At 65.0% G+C, this 16844-nt stretch carries 15 protein-coding genes; 7 read left to right on the forward strand and 8 right to left on the reverse strand.

The window, feature by feature from the left end:
- Positions 1-7 precede the first annotated feature (7 nt).
- Positions 8-2416: a glucose/quinate/shikimate family membrane-bound PQQ-dependent dehydrogenase gene (locus PSEMO_RS01150; protein ID WP_075801350.1), complete on the forward strand. Its 2409-nt coding sequence runs from the start codon at positions 8-10 to the stop codon at positions 2414-2416.
- 112 nt (positions 2417-2528) lie between these two features.
- Here the strand turns inward: PSEMO_RS01150 and PSEMO_RS01155 are convergent, their stop codons facing one another.
- Entirely contained in the window at positions 2529-2978 is a 450-nt protein-coding gene (locus PSEMO_RS01155) for a ubiquitin-conjugating enzyme family protein (protein WP_075801351.1), read from the reverse strand.
- Positions 2979-3157: 179 nt separating this feature from the next.
- On the opposite strand from PSEMO_RS01155, the gene lon reads away from it, so the two are divergent.
- Positions 3158-5581, forward strand: a complete 2424-nt coding sequence (lon, locus tag PSEMO_RS01160; RefSeq protein ID WP_075801352.1) for an endopeptidase La — start codon at positions 3158-3160, stop codon at positions 5579-5581.
- Between the two features lie 188 nt (positions 5582-5769).
- Entirely contained in the window at positions 5770-6168 is a 399-nt protein-coding gene (locus PSEMO_RS01165) for a protease inhibitor I42 family protein (protein WP_075801353.1), read from the forward strand.
- Here PSEMO_RS01165 and PSEMO_RS01170 read toward each other — a convergent pair.
- Together PSEMO_RS01170 and PSEMO_RS01175 are read right to left on the reverse strand one after the other, a co-directional pair.
- Entirely contained in the window at positions 6165-7118 is a 954-nt protein-coding gene (locus tag PSEMO_RS01170; RefSeq protein ID WP_075801354.1) for a hypothetical protein, read from the reverse strand. The two genes, PSEMO_RS01165 and PSEMO_RS01170, sit on opposite strands and share 4 nt — an antisense overlap.
- Positions 7115-8323 (reverse strand): alpha-xenorhabdolysin family binary toxin subunit A, encoded by a 1209-nt coding sequence (locus tag PSEMO_RS01175; protein WP_075801355.1) that lies wholly within the window; start codon positions 8321-8323, stop codon positions 7115-7117. The genes PSEMO_RS01170 and PSEMO_RS01175 overlap by 4 nt, the downstream gene beginning before the upstream one ends.
- Before the next feature lie 182 nt (positions 8324-8505).
- Between PSEMO_RS01175 and cmoA the strand changes: the two genes are divergently transcribed.
- From cmoA to PSEMO_RS01195, 4 genes are all read left to right on the forward strand, one after another.
- Positions 8506-9285: a carboxy-S-adenosyl-L-methionine synthase CmoA gene (gene cmoA, locus PSEMO_RS01180; RefSeq protein ID WP_178391949.1), complete on the forward strand. Its 780-nt coding sequence runs from the start codon at positions 8506-8508 to the stop codon at positions 9283-9285.
- The gene (cmoB, locus tag PSEMO_RS01185; protein ID WP_075801357.1) at positions 9282-10238 is read left to right on the forward strand and encodes a tRNA 5-methoxyuridine(34)/uridine 5-oxyacetic acid(34) synthase CmoB; all 957 of its coding nucleotides are present in this window, start codon (positions 9282-9284) and stop codon (positions 10236-10238) included. Before cmoA ends, cmoB begins: the two co-directional genes overlap by 4 nt.
- A 251-nt stretch (positions 10239-10489) precedes the next feature.
- Entirely contained in the window at positions 10490-11164 is a 675-nt protein-coding gene (locus PSEMO_RS01190) for a heavy metal response regulator transcription factor (RefSeq protein ID WP_075801358.1), read from the forward strand.
- Entirely contained in the window at positions 11161-12540 is a 1380-nt protein-coding gene (locus PSEMO_RS01195) for a heavy metal sensor histidine kinase (protein WP_075801359.1), read from the forward strand. The genes PSEMO_RS01190 and PSEMO_RS01195 overlap by 4 nt, the downstream gene beginning before the upstream one ends.
- 97 nt (positions 12541-12637) lie before the next feature.
- Here the strand turns inward: PSEMO_RS01195 and pdxJ are convergent, their stop codons facing one another.
- From pdxJ to lepB, 5 genes are all read right to left on the reverse strand, one after another.
- Positions 12638-13381, reverse strand: a complete 744-nt coding sequence (gene pdxJ / locus PSEMO_RS01200; protein WP_075801360.1) for a pyridoxine 5'-phosphate synthase — start codon at positions 13379-13381, stop codon at positions 12638-12640.
- A 44-nt stretch (positions 13382-13425) separates the two neighbouring features.
- Complete coding sequence (gene recO / locus PSEMO_RS01205) at positions 13426-14109, reverse strand: DNA repair protein RecO (RefSeq protein WP_075801361.1); 684 nt, start codon at positions 14107-14109, stop codon at positions 13426-13428.
- Between the two features lie 54 nt (positions 14110-14163).
- On the reverse strand, positions 14164-15066 hold the full coding sequence (era, locus tag PSEMO_RS01210) for a GTPase Era (RefSeq protein WP_075801362.1): 903 nt from the start codon (positions 15064-15066) through the stop codon (positions 14164-14166).
- The gene (gene rnc / locus PSEMO_RS01215) at positions 15059-15748 is read right to left on the reverse strand and encodes a ribonuclease III (protein WP_075801363.1); all 690 of its coding nucleotides are present in this window, start codon (positions 15746-15748) and stop codon (positions 15059-15061) included. The genes era and rnc overlap by 8 nt, the downstream gene beginning before the upstream one ends.
- A gap of 236 nt (positions 15749-15984) precedes the next feature.
- The gene (gene lepB / locus PSEMO_RS01220) at positions 15985-16839 is read right to left on the reverse strand and encodes a signal peptidase I (RefSeq protein WP_075801364.1); all 855 of its coding nucleotides are present in this window, start codon (positions 16837-16839) and stop codon (positions 15985-15987) included.
- Positions 16840-16844 lie beyond the last annotated feature (5 nt).

Raw genomic sequence — 16844 nt, forward strand, 5'->3', positions numbered from 1 at the left:
ACCTTCAATGAGCGCAGACGGAACCCGCTGGCTACCGAGACTGCTCGGTGTGCTGCTGTTGCTGATGGGCATGGCCCTGGTCGCCGGCGGCATCAAGCTGATGCAACTGGGCGGCTCGCTGTATTACCTGATCGCCGGCATCGGCTTCGCCGTGTCCGGGATCATGCTCCTGGCCCTGCGCAAGCACGCCCTCGGCCTGTACGGCCTGGTGCTGCTGGCCAGCACGGCATGGGCCCTGTGGGAAGTGGGCCTGGACTGGTGGCAACTGGTGCCGCGCCTGTCCCTGTGGTTCGCCCTCGGCGTGGTCCTGCTGCTGCCCTGGGCGCGGCGTCCGCTGCGCGGCCTGGCCGGCCAGCCGGCGCGTATCAACCTGGCGATCCTCGGTGTCGCCGTGATCGCCTCCGGCGCCACCGCCATTGGCAGCCAGTTCACCCACCCGGGCGAGATCAAGGGCGAGCTGGGGCGTGACACCACCACCCTGTTCAACACCGCCCCGGACATGCCTGCCGGCGACTGGCAGGCCTATGGTCGCACCGAGTACGGTGACCGCTATTCGCCACTGCGGCAGATCACCCCGACCAACATCTACCAGTTGGAAGAAGCCTGGCGCATCCGCACCGGCGACATGCCCAGCGCGGATGACCCGGTCGAGCTGACCAACCAGAACACCCCGCTCAAGGTCAACGGCAAGCTCTACGCCTGCACCGCGCACAGCAAGGTGCTGGCCCTGGACCCGGACACCGGTGCGGAAATCTGGCGCTTCGACCCGCAGGTCAAGAGCCCGACCGGCAGCTTCAAGGGCTTCGCCCACATGACTTGCCGCGGCGTTTCCTATTACGACGAGAACAGCTACGTCAACGCCGACGGCAGCCCCGCGCCGAAGATCAGCGAAGCCGGTCAGGCCGTGGCCCGCGCTTGCCCGCGCCGCCTCTACCTGCCGACCGCCGACGCCCGCCTGATCGTGCTCAACGCCGACAACGGCAAGGTCTGCGAAGGCTTCGCCAACCAGGGCACCATCGACCTGACCCAGGGCATCGGCCCGTTCACCGCCGGCGGCTACTACTCCACCTCGCCGGCGGCGATTACCCGCAGCCTGGTGATCATCGGTGGCCACGTCACCGACAACGAATCGACCAACGAGCCGTCCGGCGTGATCCGCGCCTATGACGTGCACGACGGCCACCTGGTGTGGAACTGGGACAGCAACAACCCGGACGACACCAAGCCGCTGGCCCCGGGCAAGACCTACAGCCGCAACTCGGCGAACATGTGGTCGCTGGCCAGCGTCGACGAGAACCTCGGCATGGTCTACCTGCCCCTGGGCAACCAGACCCCGGACCAGTGGGGCGCCGACCGCACCCCAGGCGCGGAGAAATTCAGCGCCGGTATCGTCGCCCTGGATCTGGCCACCGGCAAGGTGCGCTGGAACTACCAGTTCACCCACCACGACCTGTGGGACATGGACGTCGGCAGCCAGCCGACCCTGCTCGACCTGAAGACCGCCGATGGCGTCAAGCCGGCGCTGATCGCCCCGACCAAGCAAGGCAGCCTGTACGTGCTTGATCGTCGCGACGGCACCGCCATCGTGCCGATCCACGAGATCCCGACGCCGCAAGGCGCGGTGCCGGGCGACCACACCTCGCCGACCCAGGCCCGTTCCGACCTCAACCTGCTCGGCCCGGACCTGACCGAACAGGCCATGTGGGGCGCCAGCCCGTTCGACCAGATGCTCTGCCGCATCCAGTTCCGCCAGTTGCGCTACGAAGGCCAGTACACCCCGCCGTCGGAGCAGGGCTCGCTGGTCTATCCGGGTAACGTCGGGGTGTTCAACTGGGGCAGCGTGTCGGTGGATCCGGTGCGCCAGTTGCTGTTCACCAGCCCGAACTACATGGCCTTCGTCTCGAAGATGGTGCCGCGTGCCGAGGTGGCCGAGGGCAGCAAGCGCGAGAGCGAGACCAGCGGCGTGCAGCCCAATACCGGTGCGCCGTATGCGGTGACCATGCACCCGTTCATGTCGCCGCTGGGCGTGCCCTGCCAGGCCCCGGCCTGGGGCTATGTGGCGGGCATCGACCTGCTCAGCAACAAGGTGGTGTGGAAGCACAAGAACGGCACCAGCCGCGACAGCTCGCCGATCCCGATTGGCCTGCCGATCGGCGTGCCGAGCATGGGCGGCTCGATCGTCACCGCCAGTGGCCTGGGCTTCCTCAGCGGGACCCTGGACCAGTATCTGCGGGCGTATGACGTGAATACCGGCAAGGAACTGTGGAAATCGCGACTGCCGGCGGGTGGGCAGGCGACGCCGATGACCTATACCGGGAAGGACGGGAAGCAGTACGTGTTGGTGACTGCCGGCGGGCATGGCTCGCTGGGGACCAAAATGGGCGACTACATCATCGCTTACAAATTGCCTAACTGATTGCTCTTGAGGGCCTCATCGCTGGCAAGCCAGCTCCCACAGGGACCGCGTGCACCGCGAAACCTGTGGGAGCTGGCTTGCCAGCGATAGGGCCCTCAAACCCACTGCAAATCTACATGGCAAACGTCCGGGTCCACTCCCGCGCCGTCTTGTCGAACTGCGCCCGCACCCGCTGATACTCCCCGGCCGCCTCCAGATTCAGCGCCCCCCGCGGCTCCGGATCCGCCAGCAGCGCCTGCACGCTCAACAGCACCTTCGACAAGGTCAACGCCGGGCTCCAGTTCTCGTCGAGCACCTCCAGCCCGATCTCTCCGTTCTCACCGATATTCGGATGCCAGACCCGGGTCTCGAAGGCCAGCTTCAGCGGCTTGAACGGATAGTCCTTGGGAAACTGCACATCGAGAAAAAACACCCCGCCCTCGTAGGGCGTGTTCATCGGCCCCATCATCGTGGCCTTCCAGTGAAACAGGCTTTCGCCTTGGGGCCCTGCCGAGCAATTGGCCGGCGGATCCTTGCTGATGTCCTGCAGTTCCCGCGTGATGCGCTTCAGTGCAGCTTCCATTGGCGACTCCTTTGGCCCGACACGGGCGACAGACGCCAACAGTAGCACTTCGCGATCAACTCTCCGTACATGCACTAAGCTCCTTGTTTCCTTCGGCCTTCCCGACAAAAGCCGTCAGGCATTGAAACCACCCTTCTACCGCCCCATCTAAGCACCATAGTCATTCACGCAGGTGCCCCATGAGCGACCAGCAGGATCTCCCGGAACATCCCGACGAATACGCCGAAGTCGAGCATCTCGACGACACCGACCCGACCGGCCGCACCCTCGCCCTGCCCGGCCAGCAACTGCCGGACAAGGTCTATGTGATCCCGATCCACAACCGCCCGTTCTTCCCCGCGCAGGTGCTGCCGGTGATCGTCAACGAAGAACCCTGGGCGGAAACCCTCGATCTGGTGGCCAAGACCCCGCACCACAGCCTGGCCCTGTTCTTCATGGACGAGCCGCTGCAGGACCACCGGCATTTCGACACCTCGGCGCTGCCGCTGTATGGCACCCTGGTCAAGGTGCACCACGCCAGCCGCGAGAACGGCAAGCTGCAGTTCGTCGCCCAGGGCCTGACGCGGGTGCGCATCCGCACCTGGCTCAAGCACCATCGCCCACCGTACCTGGTGGAAGTCGAATACCCGCACCAGAGCCCCGAGCCCACCGACGAGGTGAAGGCCTACGGCATGGCGCTGATCAATGCGATCAAGGAACTGCTGCCGCTCAACCCGCTGTACAGTGAAGAGCTGAAGAACTACCTCAACCGCTTCAGTCCCAACGACCCGTCGCCGCTGAGCGATTTCGCCGCCGCGCTGACCTCGGCCACCGGCCAGCAACTGCAGGAAGTGCTGGACTGCGTGCCGATCCTCAAGCGCATGGAAAAAGTCCTGCCGATGCTGCGCAAGGAAGTCGAAGTCGCGCGCCTGCAGAACGAGATTTCCGCCGAGGTGAACCGGCAGATCGGCGAGCACCAGCGCGAGTTCTTCCTCAAGGAACAGCTCAAGGTCATCCAGCAGGAGCTGGGCCTGACCAAGGACGACCGCAGCGCCGACCTCGAACAGTTCAAGCAGCGCCTCGACGGCAAGACCCTGCCGGCCGCCGCGCAGAAGCGCATCGACGAAGAGATGGGCAAGCTGGCGATCCTCGAGACCGGCTCGCCGGAGTACGCCGTCACCCGCAACTACCTGGAATGGGCCACCGCCCTGCCCTGGGGCGTGTATGGCGAAGACAAGCTGAGCCTCAAGCACGCGCGCAAGGTCCTCGACCAGCACCATTCCGGGCTGGATGACGTCAAGGACCGCATCCTCGAATTCCTCGCGGTCGGCGCCTACAAGGGCGAGATCAGCGGCTCCATCGTGTTGCTGGTGGGCCCGCCGGGGGTGGGCAAGACCAGCATCGGCAAGTCCATCGCCGAGTCCCTGGGCCGGCCGTTCTACCGCTTCAGCGTCGGCGGCATGCGCGACGAGGCCGAGATCAAGGGCCACCGCCGCACCTACATCGGCGCCCAGCCGGGCAAGCTGGTGCAGGCGCTCAAGGACGTGGAGGTGATGAACCCGGTGATCATGCTCGACGAGATCGACAAGATGGGCCAGAGCTACCAGGGCGACCCGGCCTCGGCGCTGCTGGAAACCCTCGATCCGGAGCAGAACGTCGATTTCCTCGACCACTACCTGGACCTGCGCCTGGACCTGTCCAAGGTGCTGTTCGTGTGTACCGCCAACACCCTCGACTCGATTCCCGGCCCGTTGCTTGATCGGATGGAAGTGATTCGCCTGTCCGGTTATATCACCGAGGAAAAACTGGCGATCGCCAAGCGCCACCTGTGGCCCAAGCAGTTGCAGAAGGCCGGCGTGGCCAAGACCAGCCTGAGCATCAGCGATGCCGCGCTGCGCACGGTGATCGAGGGCTATGCCCGCGAGGCCGGGGTACGCCAGTTGGAGAAACAGTTGGGCAAGCTGGTGCGCAAGGCGGTGGTGCGCTTGCTCGACGAGCCGGACGCGAACATCAAGATCGGCCCCAAGGACCTCGAAGCGGCCCTCGGCATGCCGGTGTTCCGCAGCGAGCAGGTGCTGGCCGGCAAGGGCGTGATCACCGGGCTGGCCTGGACCAGCATGGGTGGCGCCACGTTGCCGATCGAAGCGACGCGGATCCACACGCTGAACCGCGGCTTCAAGCTCACCGGGCAACTGGGTGACGTGATGAAGGAATCAGCGGAAATTGCCTATAGCTACATCAGCTCGCACCTGAAGCAGTTCGGCGGCGATCCGACCTTCTTCAACGAAGCCTTCGTCCACCTGCATGTACCGGAAGGAGCGACGCCGAAGGATGGCCCGAGTGCCGGCGTGACCATGGCCAGCGCGCTGCTGTCGCTGGCCCGGGACCAGGTGCCGAAGAAAGGCGTGGCGATGACCGGCGAAATGACCCTGACCGGGGCGGTCCTGCCGATTGGCGGGGTACGCGAGAAGGTGATCGCGGCGCGGCGGCAGAAGATCTTCGAGCTGATCCTGCCGGAAGCGAACCGGGGTGATTTCCTGGAGTTGCCGGAGTACCTGAAGGACGGGCTGACAGTGCATTTCGCCAAGCGCTTCGGGGATGTGGCAAAGGTCTTGTTCAGCTGAGTTTTTGAGGGCCTCATCGCTGGCAAGCCAGCTCCCACAGGGATCGCATGCACCGCGGACCCTGTGGGAGCTGGCTTGCCAGCGATAGGGCCCTCGAAGTCACCCGATCACTTCGGGTAGAACCCGACAACCCATCCGGTTTAAGCTCCGGAGCCGATACCAAAGCCCATCGCGCTCCGGAGTGCTGCATGACGATCCGCCGTACCGCCCTGCTGTCGGGCCTCACCCTGCTCGCCGCCTGCTCCCACGACACCACCCGCACCGAACCGGTGGTGGTGGAAAAGCAGAGCCAGTGCCCGATCGACCTGAACATCGGCCAGGCCCTGACCCTCACCCTGCCCAGCAACCCCAGCACCGGCTATCGCTGGCAGTTGCAGGACTCCGCGTCAGCGCTACTCGGCGCCCTGGGCCCGGAGGTCTATCGCAGCAACGACAGCGACGGCATGGTCGGCAGCGACGGCCTGTCCACCTGGCGCTTCCGGGCCAAGGCCGCCGGCGAGGGCCATCTGGTCCTGGTCTACCAGCAACCCTGGGCCCCGGAAGAAGCACCAGCGCGCCATCTCGACTGCGTGATAAAGGTGCGTTAGAGCTCTTCGTAGCGCCGCCGTACCGCCAGCAGCCACGTCTCCATTACGCACAGGGCGTCGGCCATGGCCTGCAGTTCGGTCTGCTCGCCAACCGCCTCGACCCGCTCGGTCCAGCCCCGGGTCAAGGTCCCGGCCTGTTCCAGCCACTGGTCACGCACGCCGCCCAGGGCCGCGACCTTGGGCAGTTGCCCCAGTTCGCACTCCAGCGCCGCACGGCGGGCAATCCAGTCACAGACTTCGTCGGTCAGTACCCCGCGCTCGTGCACCTTGCGCGTGCGCAGCCTGATCACCTCGCTCAGCTTGCGCCCTTCGAGCAGCCCGGCCACCTTGTCGACGAAGATCCGCGCCGCCGCGACCAGGTTGTCCGGGTCCACGCCCTTGAGCAGCAGTTTCTGTACCAGGGCGATTTCCGCCTCGGTCGGGATCATGCTCTTGAAGATCCTTTGCACGTCCGGCACCTCGAAGGCGCGGATCACTTCGCTCATGGCATCGATCTGTACCGTGAAGTCGTCGATCCGCGCTTCCTGGTTGGCGATCGAGGCACTCAGCGCGTCGCGCTGTTCGGCGAGCGAGTCGCTGCGCTCATCCACCACAGGAAGCCGGGTCTTGCCCAGCAGCGCCAGGGCCTCGGCGATTTCCTCGCCCTTGGCTTGCAGGCGCTGCCTGTCGCGCAGGGCATCCTGCTCCAGCACCTGGGCCTGCCCGGGATTCTGCGCGAGGACCAGCGCCAGGTCGGCCCATTTGTGGTTGCCGACCAGCACCAGGCCGCTGAGCACCCGTTCGGACAGCAGGCGATCGGTGTCGAGCAGCCGAGTGGACAGGCCGTTCAACTGCTCACGCAGCGACGGCAGCAGGGCCCCGTTGGTGCTGTAGAGCTGCTTGAGAAAATCTTCCTTCAGGTCGTTCATCCGGCTGATATCGGGCAACGACTGGGCGTTCGGCTGGTTCATGAGAAGGTTCCTTCCTTGCTGATCTCGTCCACGGTTTCATTGAAGAGCTTCGACAGTTGCGAAGAGATGTCACGGATGTTCTGCCACGGGCGCAGGACCCGCTCGAAGCGCAGGATGAAGGTCGCCAGTTCGACGTCGGTGCCGATCAGGCCCAGCTCTTCGCCGGACTGTTCGACATACACGCCCAGCATGCTCCAGACATCCTCGAGGTTCTTCGCGGCGGTCTGCACTTCGGTCAGGCGGAATTTCAGGTCGGCGATCTGCAGGGTGGTGGTTTCGAATACCCCGACCATCGGGCTGATCGCCTTGATCTGCTGCACCAGCCATTCGCGCTCGAGGCGCAGGCGCTTGTTGGTCGAACGTGCCGCCTCGGCCTGGGCGCCGTAGATGCCGCCGGTGATCGCCACGCCGATGGGGCCGAAGACCAGCCCGGTGAAGGCCAGGCCGACGAGCTTCTGGTAGGCGATATCCATCTCCTCGATTTCCTTGTCCAGCGGGGCGAGTTGCTGGCGCAGTTCATCGATGACCCTTTCCGGGCTGATGTCCTTGATCTGGCGGGTCAGCGCATCGGTTTCCGGGCGCAACTGACGGACCACGGCATCGGTGAACCATTGCGCGCGGTCCTTGACCGCGGTGATATCCCGGCGCACTTCGGCAATGTCCTCGCTGATGAACTGGAGGTGGTTGCCGAAGCTGGCGACCTGCCGGCGCTCTTCCTCGCCGAGACGCCGATAGGTCACCCCGGCCAGGGCGGCTTCGTCGACCGCATCGCGCACACGGGCCTTGAGCGTGCGATACGCCTCGGTGGTGGCGAGCTTGTCGATCAGTTTCCGGCCATCCTCGATAAAGGACTCGGCGAACAGACCGAGGCGGGTGCCGAGGTCCTTGGTTTCCCGTTCCAGCACGCCCCAGGCGCCGACATGGGTACGCAGGTTGGTGTAGAGCCGGTGCACCTGCTCGGCATCGATGCCGAGCAAGGACAGGTCATGGGCGCCGTTGATCGCCTCGACGCTGTTGGGCAGGCGTAGCACATAGTGGGCGTAGCGCTTGATGCTTCTCAGGTTGTCGGCGGTGAAGATCAGCGCCGGCTGCATGCGGTTGTTGTCGACGCTCCTGGAAATGACGTCGAAATACTGCTTGGGCACGAATTCGGCACGCTGCTGGGCATCGAGGGCCTGCAACGACTCGTTTTCCTTGGTGGTCATGGTCTGGTCCTTGGCAAAAATGGCTGCCCTGTTGCACAAGGCAGGTGGACCACCCTAGGCGCCGCCGGGTCGGGCCGAAGCCGGCGGGATTCGCCGCACAAGGCGGGAAAGCTCCGGCAAACCCGGGCGAAGCCGGGCATCCGTCCGGCAACGCATAGGCACGGCTTCCCCACTTGGCTAGAATGTCGCCCCGTTTTCGACCATCCCGTGTACAGACCGTGAGCCAAGAACCCGATCGTCTATTCTCCGCCGCGCTGGATCAGGTGCCCGACTTCACCTTCAACGAAGATGTAGTGCGGGTGTTCCCCGACATGATCAAGCGCTCGGTGCCCGGCTACCCGACCATCGTCGAGAACATCGGCGTGCTCGCCGCGCAGTTCGCCCAGCCCGACACCCTGCTCTACGACCTCGGCAGTTCCCTTGGCGCGGTGACCCAGGCCCTGCGTCGGCATGTGCGCAGCGAAGGCTGCCGGGTGCTGGCCGTGGACAACTCGGCGGCCATGGTCGAACGCTGCGCGGAATACCTGAAGGCCCAGGACGCCATGTACCAGGAGGTGCTCCCGGTGCAGGTACTGAAAGCCGATATCACCGCGCTGGAGCTGCAACCGGCCTCGGTGGTGGCGATGAACTTCACCCTGCAGTTCATCGAGCCGGCCGCGCGCCTGGCCTTGCTCGGCAAGATCCGCCAGGCCCTGGTGCCGGGCGGCGCGCTGATCCTCTCGGAAAAACTGCGCTTCGAAGACGAAGGCGAGCATGCCCTGCTCACCGACCTGCATATCGCCTTCAAGCGCGCCAACGGCTACAGCGAACTGGAAATCGCCCAGAAACGCAGTGCCATCGAAAACGTGATGAAACCCGACAGCCTCGAAGAACACCGCGCGCGCCTTGAAGCCGCCGGGTTCTCCAAGGTGGTGCCGTGGTTCCAGTGCCTGAACTTCGCCTCCCTGATTGCCCTGCCATGATCGATCTTTCTCCTCTGGTCCGCCGCCTGGCGGGTACTCCTCTGGCCCAATGGTCGCAAGGCCTGCAAGCGCAACTCGATGCCAAGCTGGAAAAAGGCCATGGCGACCTGGAGCGCTGGCAAAGCGCGCTGGATCGGCTGCCGGCGCTGATGCCGACTGAAGTCGACCTGGTCAACGGCCTGCGCCTGGACTTCGCCTGCGATGACGCCACCCGCGAGCAGGCCCGTACCGCGCTGATGGGCCTGTCGCCGTGGCGCAAAGGGCCGTTCGACCTGTTTGGCGTGCATGTGGACACCGAATGGCGTTCGGACTGGAAATGGTCGCGGGTCGCCCCGCACCTCGACCTGCGTGGCAAGCGCGTGCTGGATGTCGGCTGCGGCAATGGCTACTACCAGTGGCGCATGCTCGGCGCCGGTGCCGACAGCGTGATCGGCGTCGACCCCAACTGGCTGTTCTTCTGCCAGTTCCAGGCGGTGCAACGCTACCTGCCGGACCTGCCGGCCTGGCACCTGCCCTTCGCCCTGGAAGACCTGCCGGCGGCGCTGGAAGGCTTCGACACGGTGTTCTCCATGGGCGTGTTCTATCACCGACGTTCGCCGATCGAGCACTTGCTGGCACTCAAGGACTGCCTGGTCAAGGGCGGTGAACTGGTGCTGGAAACCCTGGTGATCGAGGGTGACGAGAACCAGGTGCTGGTGCCGGAAGACCGTTATGCGCAGATGCGCAACGTCTGGTTCCTGCCGTCGGTGCCGGCGCTGGAGCGCTGGCTGCGGCGGGCCGGGTTCAGCGATGTGCGTTGCGTGGATGTGAGCACCACCAGCGTGGAAGAGCAGCGCAGTACCGAGTGGATGAAGTATCAGTCGCTGGGGGACTTCCTCGATCCGCAGGATCACAGCCGGACCATCGAAGGCTTGCCGGCGCCTCGGCGGGCGGTGCTGGTAGCCCGCAAGTAAGGTTGCCAGTTCCGGCCTCATCGCTGGCAAGCCAGCTCCCACAGGTCCGGCGGTGCACGCGGTCACTGTGGGAGCTGGCTTGCCAGCGATGAGGCCCGAGAGAACACCTAACCCCTAAATGGCTGCAACATTACAAATCCGTAACCTTCCCCCTCTCTGCAACACCCTGTCATACCATACCCCTCCCCTCGCTTGACTCTGAAGCTACTTCAGGCTCGAGAATCGCCGCCTTTCCCCTGCCAGAGCCTGCCATGCGCCTACTGATCATCGAGGACGAAGTCCGCACTGCCGATTACCTGCAACAGGGCCTGAGCGAAAACGGTTATGTGGTGGACTGCGCCCGCACCGGCGCCGACGGGCTGCATCTGGCCCGGCAACAGGCCTACGACCTGGTGATCCTCGACGTCAACCTGCCGGAACTGGACGGCTGGACCGTGCTGCAGCGCCTGCGCGCGCAGTCGGCGACGCGGATCATGATGTTGACCGCCCACGGCCGCCTGTCCGACCGGGTCAAGGGCCTCGACCTGGGGGCCGACGATTACCTGCTCAAGCCCTTCGAATTCCCCGAACTGCTGGCCCGGGTGCGCAGCCTGCTGCGCCGCAGCGAACAACCCTTGCAACCCACCACCCTGAAAGTCGCCGATCTGGAGCTCGACCCCGGCCGCCACCGCGCCTGGCGCAACGGCCAGCGCATCGACCTGACCGCCAAGGAGTTCTCCCTGCTGCACCTGCTGATGCGCCAGAGCGGCGAGGTGCTGTCGCGCACGCAGATCATCTCGCTGGTCTGGGACATGAACTTCGACTGCGACACCAATGTGGTGGAAGTCTCGATCCGCCGCCTGCGGGCGAAGATCGATGATCCCTTCGAGAACAAGCTGATCCACACTCTGCGCGGCGTCGGCTACGTGCTGGAAGCCCGCGAATGAAACCGGCGCGGCTGTCCCTGCGCCTGGGCCTGAGCGTGATCCTGATGGGCGCGGCGCTGGTTTTGCTGCTGGCAGCACTGGCGGTGTTCGCCCTGGACCGCGAGCTGGACCAGCGCGCCCGCGACCATCTGGAACGCAAGATGGAGCAGATCGAGCACAGCCTGAATATCGACCTCAAGGTCAGCGACCTCAGCGCCCGCGCCCATCCGCTGCTGGATGTGGTGATGGGCCATGACAACCTCAGCCTCAGCGTGGTCGAGCATAGCGCCCGGCACCCGGCGCGCCTCAGTCTGGGGCCGATACTGGAGGCCCCCGTCGAAGCAATCATCGTGGGACCGCGCCTTGGCTTCAGCGAATGGCGCGACAGCCAGAACAACCAGCTGCTCACCGCCGCCCGCAGCATGCGCCTGCAGGACGGCACGGCGGTGCAGGTATTGCTGACGGTCAACCGCAGCGAAGACCTCGACCTGCTCCACGCCTACCTGCGCTCTACCCTGTACGCCCTGCCTTTGCTGCTGTTGCTGATCGGCGTCTGCGCCTGGCGCCTGGTACAGGGCGGGCTGGCGCCGCTGCGGCGTTTCCGGCGGATTGCCGAGCAAGTGTCGGCCCAGGAACTGAACCATCGCCTGCCGGAAGACGGCCTGCCGCTGGAGCTGCAAACCCTGGCGCGGAGCATCAACGTCATGCTCGATCGCCTGGAAAACGGCGTCGGCCAGCTCGCGCAGTTCTCCGACGATCTCGCCCACGAGTTGCGCACGCCGATCAGCAACCTGATGGGCAAGGCCCAGGTGACCCTGAGCCGCGCACGGCCGCCGGAGGACTACAAGGTCGCGCTGGAGGACAGCATCGAGGAACTGACCCGGCTGACCCGGATCATCACCGACATGCTGTTTCTCGCCCAGGTAGAGCAGCCGTCGACCCGGGTGCCGTTGAATCCGGTGGCGCTGGGCGAGGAGGTGCGACGGGTGGTGGAGTTGTTCGAGCTGAGTGCGCAGAGCAAGGGTATCGAACTGAAGGTGCGCGGCTGGGGCACGGTGCGTGGGGATCGGTTGATGATCCAGCGGGCGCTGTCGAACCTGCTGAGCAATGCCATCCGGCATGGCGCCGAGGGACAAGCGGTGCGGATCGGGATAGAGCCGCAGGAAGCCGGGCTGAGCTGCTGGGTCGAGAATCAGGGACCGGGAATTGCGGCGGAGCACGTACCGCATCTGTTCGAGCGGTTTTACCGGGTGGGCTGCGGTCGTTCGCGGCTGGACGGGGGAACCGGGCTGGGGCTGGCGATCGTCAGGTCGATCATGCAGGTGCACGGCGGACGGGTCGAGGTGATCAGTGCGGTGAATGGGCCGACCCGGTTCAGCCTGGTTTTTCCTGAATGAATTTCAGGGCCCTATCGCTGGCAAGCCAGCTCCCACAGGTTCAGCGGTGCACGCGGTCCCTGTGGGAGCTGGCTTGCCAGCGATGAGGCCCGAAAGATCAACCCCGGCTGGCAGCCAGGATCAGAGCCTTCATTTCCGCCACAGCACCCTTGAACCCAACGAAGAGCGCATGGGCCACCAGCGCGTGGCCGATGTTCAATTCATTGATCCCCTTGATCGCCGCCACCGCCTCGACGTTATGGTAATGCAGGCCATGCCCGGCATTGACGATCAACCCCTGGCTCAAGCCGAACGCCACACCATCGGCAATGCGCTTCAGCTCATCGGCTTCTTCCGCCGGGGTATGCGCATCGGCATAACGCCCGGTATGCAACTCGATAGCCGGCGCACCCACCCGGCGCGACGCCTCGATCTGCCGCTCGTCGGCATCGATGAACAGCGACACCTCCGAACCCAGCTTCGACAGGCGCTCCACCGCCGCCTTGATCCGCGCTTCCTGCCCCGCCACATCCAGGCCACCCTCGGTGGTCAGCTCCTGACGGGTCTCGGGCACCAGGCAGATATGCGCCGGACGGATGCGCTCGGCGAAAGCCATCATCTCTTCGGTGACACCCATCTCGAAGTTCATCCGCGTCTGCAGCACGTCCTTGAGCACCAGCACGTCGCGCTCCTGGATGTGCCGGCGGTCTTCGCGCAGGTGCACGGTGATGCCGTCGGCACCCGCCTCTTCGGCGTCCAGCGCGGCCTTGACCGGGTCGGGGTATCGGGTGCCACGGGCCTGGCGCAGGGTCGCCACGTGGTCGATGTTGACGCCGAGAAGGATGCGGTTGCTGTGGGTCACGAAGAAGCTCTCCTGAAAGTTGAGCCCGACAGCATACGTCGTGCTCAGCGCTTGCGAAACAGTTCGCGGCTGACCAGCGGACGACCGCCCAGGTGCACCGCCAGCGCCTGGCGCATCAGGCGCTTGGCCGCAGCCAGCGCACCCGGTGCGTCCCAGTCGGCCTCGGCCATGGCCGCCAGGTCGCGGCCGCTGAACAGCCCCGGTTGCAGCAGGTAGACCCGCTCCAGCCCGGCATCCACCAGCAGGCGGTACCAGCCGTCCGGCTCCAGGACGTCGCCGTTGACGTCCTGGTCGAGGGCGAAGGCGTAGCCCAGTTCGTCCAGCAGGCGCCATTCGAAACTGCGCAGCAGCGGCTCGAGGGGGCGCCCTTCGGCGAGAGCCTGCAAGGTCGCGGCGTAGTGGGCGAACAAGGCGGGATGCGGGTCTTCGGCCGGCAGCAGGCGGATCAGCAGTTCATTCAGGTAGAGCCCGCTGAACAGCGCATCGCCATTCAGCCAGGCGGCCACGCCGACACTGTCCAGGCGCCCGACGTTCTTCAGCTCGCCGCGCCCGCGCAGCTCGACCTCGAGCGGCAGAAACGGTCGCGCCAGGCTGCCGCCCTTGCCCCGGGCCCGGCGCATGACCGCACGAAAGCGCCCCTGCGGCGTGAGGAAATCCACCAGGGCACTGGTTTCGCGATAGGCACGGTTATGCAGAACGTAGGCCGGCAGGGCCTCTGGCTGTTCCATGATGGCGTTCGCAGGAAAGTCGGCCCGCTACCGGACGGTAGCGGGCCCGGGGGATTACAGGTCGCCGTAGCCCAGGGAACGCAGGGCGCGTTCGTCGTCGGACCAGCCGCCCTTGACCTTGACCCAGAGGTTGAGCATGACCTTGGCGTCGAACAGCACTTCCATATCCTTGCGCGCTTCGGAACCGATGCGCTTGATGCGCTCACCCTTGTCGCCAATGATGATCTTCTTCTGCCCGTCACGTTCGACGAGGATCAGCGCATGGATGTGCAGGACATGACCCTGCTGCTTGAATTCCTCGATTTCCACGGTGATCTGGTACGGCAGCTCGGCACCGAGCTGGCGCATGATCTTCTCGCGCACCAGCTCGGCGGCGAGGAAGCGGCTGCTGCGGTCGGTGATCTGGTCTTCCGGGAAGAAGTGCTCGTTCTCCGGCAGGTGCTTGGCGATCAGCGCTTCGAGGGATTCGAGGTTGTGCCCCTGCTGCGCGGAAATCGGCACGATCTCGGCGTTCGGCAGTTGCTCCTGCAGCCACTGCAGGTGCGGGATCAGGTCGGCTTTCTCTTCGATGCGGTCGGTCTTGTTGATCGCCAGGATCACCGGGCCCTGCACGTACTGCACGCGTTCGAGAACCAGCTGGTCCTCGTCGGTCCAGCGGGTGCGGTCGACCACGAAGATCACCACGTCGACGTCCTTCAACGCCGCCGAGGCGGTCTTGTTCATGTAGCGGTTGAGCGCCTTTTCGTTGCTCTTGTGCATGCCCGGGGTATCGACGTAGATCGCCTGGACATCACCCTCGGTCTTGATCCCGAGCATGTTGTGCCGTGTGGTCTGCGGCTTGCGCGAGGTGATCGCCAGCTTCTGCCCGAGGATATGGTTGAGCAGCGTCGACTTGCCCACGTTGGGACGGCCGACGATGGCGACGTAGCCGCAACGGGTAGTGTTCTGTTCAGTCATTGCCATTCTCCACGCCCAGGGCGATCAGTGCCGAAGCGGCAGCAACCTGCTCGGCGATACGCCGGCTGACACCCTGCCCCCGGCTTTTTTCGGTCAACAGGGTCACTTCGCACTCGACGAAGAACGTCCGGCAGTGCGGTTCGCCCTGGATATCCACCACTTCATAGCGGGGCAGTTCGCAGGCCCGGGATTGCAGAAATTCCTGCAGGCGGGTTTTCGGGTCCTTGTTGGTGTCCACCAGGGTCAGGCTGTCGAACTCGCCCGCCAGCCAGGACAGCACGCGCTCGCGGGCGGTCTGCATGTCGGCGTCGAGGTAGATCGCACCGATCAGCGCCTCGAGGGCGTCGGCAAGGATCGACTCGCGACGGAAACCGCCACTCTTCAACTCGCCGGAACCCAGGCGCAGGTAGTCGCCGAGTTCGAAACCGCGGGCCAGCAGGGCCAGGGTCTCACCCTTGACCAGGCGCGCACGCAGGCGCGACAGCTGGCCTTCGCGGGCTTGCGGGAAGCGCTCGAAGAGGGCTTCGCCGGCGACGAAGTTGAGGATGGCGTCACCAAGGAACTCCAGGCGCTCGTTGTTGCGTCCGGCGTAGCTGCGGTGGGTCAGGGCCAGCAGCATCAGCTCCTGGTTCTTGAAGGTGTAGCCGAGCTTGCGCTCCAGGCGACTCAGGGAAGGGCTCACAGTGACCCCACACGAGGTTCGTGGTGGTTCAGCGGCGACGCCGATGCGCCGGTGCCGTTCGGTTCAGTCCGGCCGGCGGCCGTCGAAATCAAAGCCTTGTTCAAATGCGGATCCTGAAAAACGTTTTGGATTCATTGCTGCTGGCCTGGATGGCTGGGAACCGCGTCCGGTCCCTCGTTACAGCCTATGCCAGAAAAGCATTCGGCGCCGTCCGGGAGGACAGCGCCGTGAAGGTGTTACTTGATCAGCCCGACCCGGGACAGGCTCGGGAAGTGGCTGAGCTTCGGCTCGGGCCAGCTCATCCATACGGCAAAGGCCTTGCCGACGATGTTCTGGTCCGGAACCATGCCCAGCAGCTCCTTGGGAATCGACGGATCGTCCCAGTAGCGGCTGTCGTTCGAGTTGTCGCGGTTGTCGCCCATCATGAAGTAGTGCCCGGCAGGCACGGTCCATTGCTGGTCAGGCGGCATGCGGTAGCGGCTCATCTCCTTGCGGATCAGGTGCTCGGCCTCGCCCAGTTTTTCCTTGTACAGCTCGGCGCTGCCCAGGGTGCCCGGCTCGGTGCCGATCAACTGCTCGGCGACCTGCTGGCCGTTGACGTACAGCCGCTTGTCGCTGGTGTAGCGCACCACGTCGCCCGGCAGGCCGACCACACGCTTGATGTAGTTGACGTTCGGGTCGCTCGGGTAGCGGAACACCATCACATCGCCGCGCTGCGGGTCACCGACCTCGATGACCTTCTTGTCGATCACCGGCAGGCGGATGCCGTAGGAGAACTTGTTGACCAGGATGAAGTCGCCCACTTCCAGGGTCGGCTTCATCGACCCCGAAGGGATCTGGAACGGCTCGACCAGGAACGAGCGCAGCACCAGCACGATGAACAGCACCGGGAAGAACGACTTGCCGTACTCGACCAGCAACGGCTCCTTGTTCAACTGCTCGACCACCGCCACGTCGGGCTGGCTGACGCTGCCCTGGTAGGTGGCGATGGCGGTCCGCCGACGCGGGGCCAGGAACAGCAGATCGATCAACGCCAACAGTCCACAGACAAAGACTGCGATGACCAGCAACAGCGGGAAATTTAGTGACATAGGAC

This window comes from Pseudomonas putida (genome assembly GCF_001941965.1).
Lineage (GTDB): Bacteria > Pseudomonadota > Gammaproteobacteria > Pseudomonadales > Pseudomonadaceae > Aquipseudomonas > Aquipseudomonas putida_L.

Bases quoted from the DNA above. Each gene is read 5' to 3' on its own strand.
- PSEMO_RS01150 (WP_075801350.1), top strand. From the start codon at position 8: ATGAGCGCAGACGGAACCCGCTGGCTACCGAGACTGCTCGGTGTGCTG.
- PSEMO_RS01155 (WP_075801351.1), bottom strand. From the start codon at position 2,978: ATGGAAGCTGCACTGAAGCGCATCACGCGGGAACTGCAGGACATCAGC.
- lon (WP_075801352.1), top strand. From the start codon at position 3,158: ATGAGCGACCAGCAGGATCTCCCGGAACATCCCGACGAATACGCCGAA.
- PSEMO_RS01165 (WP_075801353.1), top strand. From the start codon at position 5,770: ATGACGATCCGCCGTACCGCCCTGCTGTCGGGCCTCACCCTGCTCGCC.
- PSEMO_RS01170 (WP_075801354.1), bottom strand. From the start codon at position 7,118: ATGAACCAGCCGAACGCCCAGTCGTTGCCCGATATCAGCCGGATGAAC.
- PSEMO_RS01175 (WP_075801355.1), bottom strand. From the start codon at position 8,323: ATGACCACCAAGGAAAACGAGTCGTTGCAGGCCCTCGATGCCCAGCAG.
- cmoA (WP_178391949.1), top strand. From the start codon at position 8,506: ATGTCGCCCCGTTTTCGACCATCCCGTGTACAGACCGTGAGCCAAGAA.
- cmoB (WP_075801357.1), top strand. From the start codon at position 9,282: ATGATCGATCTTTCTCCTCTGGTCCGCCGCCTGGCGGGTACTCCTCTG.
- PSEMO_RS01190 (WP_075801358.1), top strand. From the start codon at position 10,490: ATGCGCCTACTGATCATCGAGGACGAAGTCCGCACTGCCGATTACCTG.
- PSEMO_RS01195 (WP_075801359.1), top strand. From the start codon at position 11,161: ATGAAACCGGCGCGGCTGTCCCTGCGCCTGGGCCTGAGCGTGATCCTG.
- recO (WP_075801361.1), bottom strand. From the start codon at position 14,109: ATGGAACAGCCAGAGGCCCTGCCGGCCTACGTTCTGCATAACCGTGCC.
- era (WP_075801362.1), bottom strand. From the start codon at position 15,066: ATGACTGAACAGAACACTACCCGTTGCGGCTACGTCGCCATCGTCGGC.
- lepB (WP_075801364.1), bottom strand. From the start codon at position 16,839: ATGTCACTAAATTTCCCGCTGTTGCTGGTCATCGCAGTCTTTGTCTGT.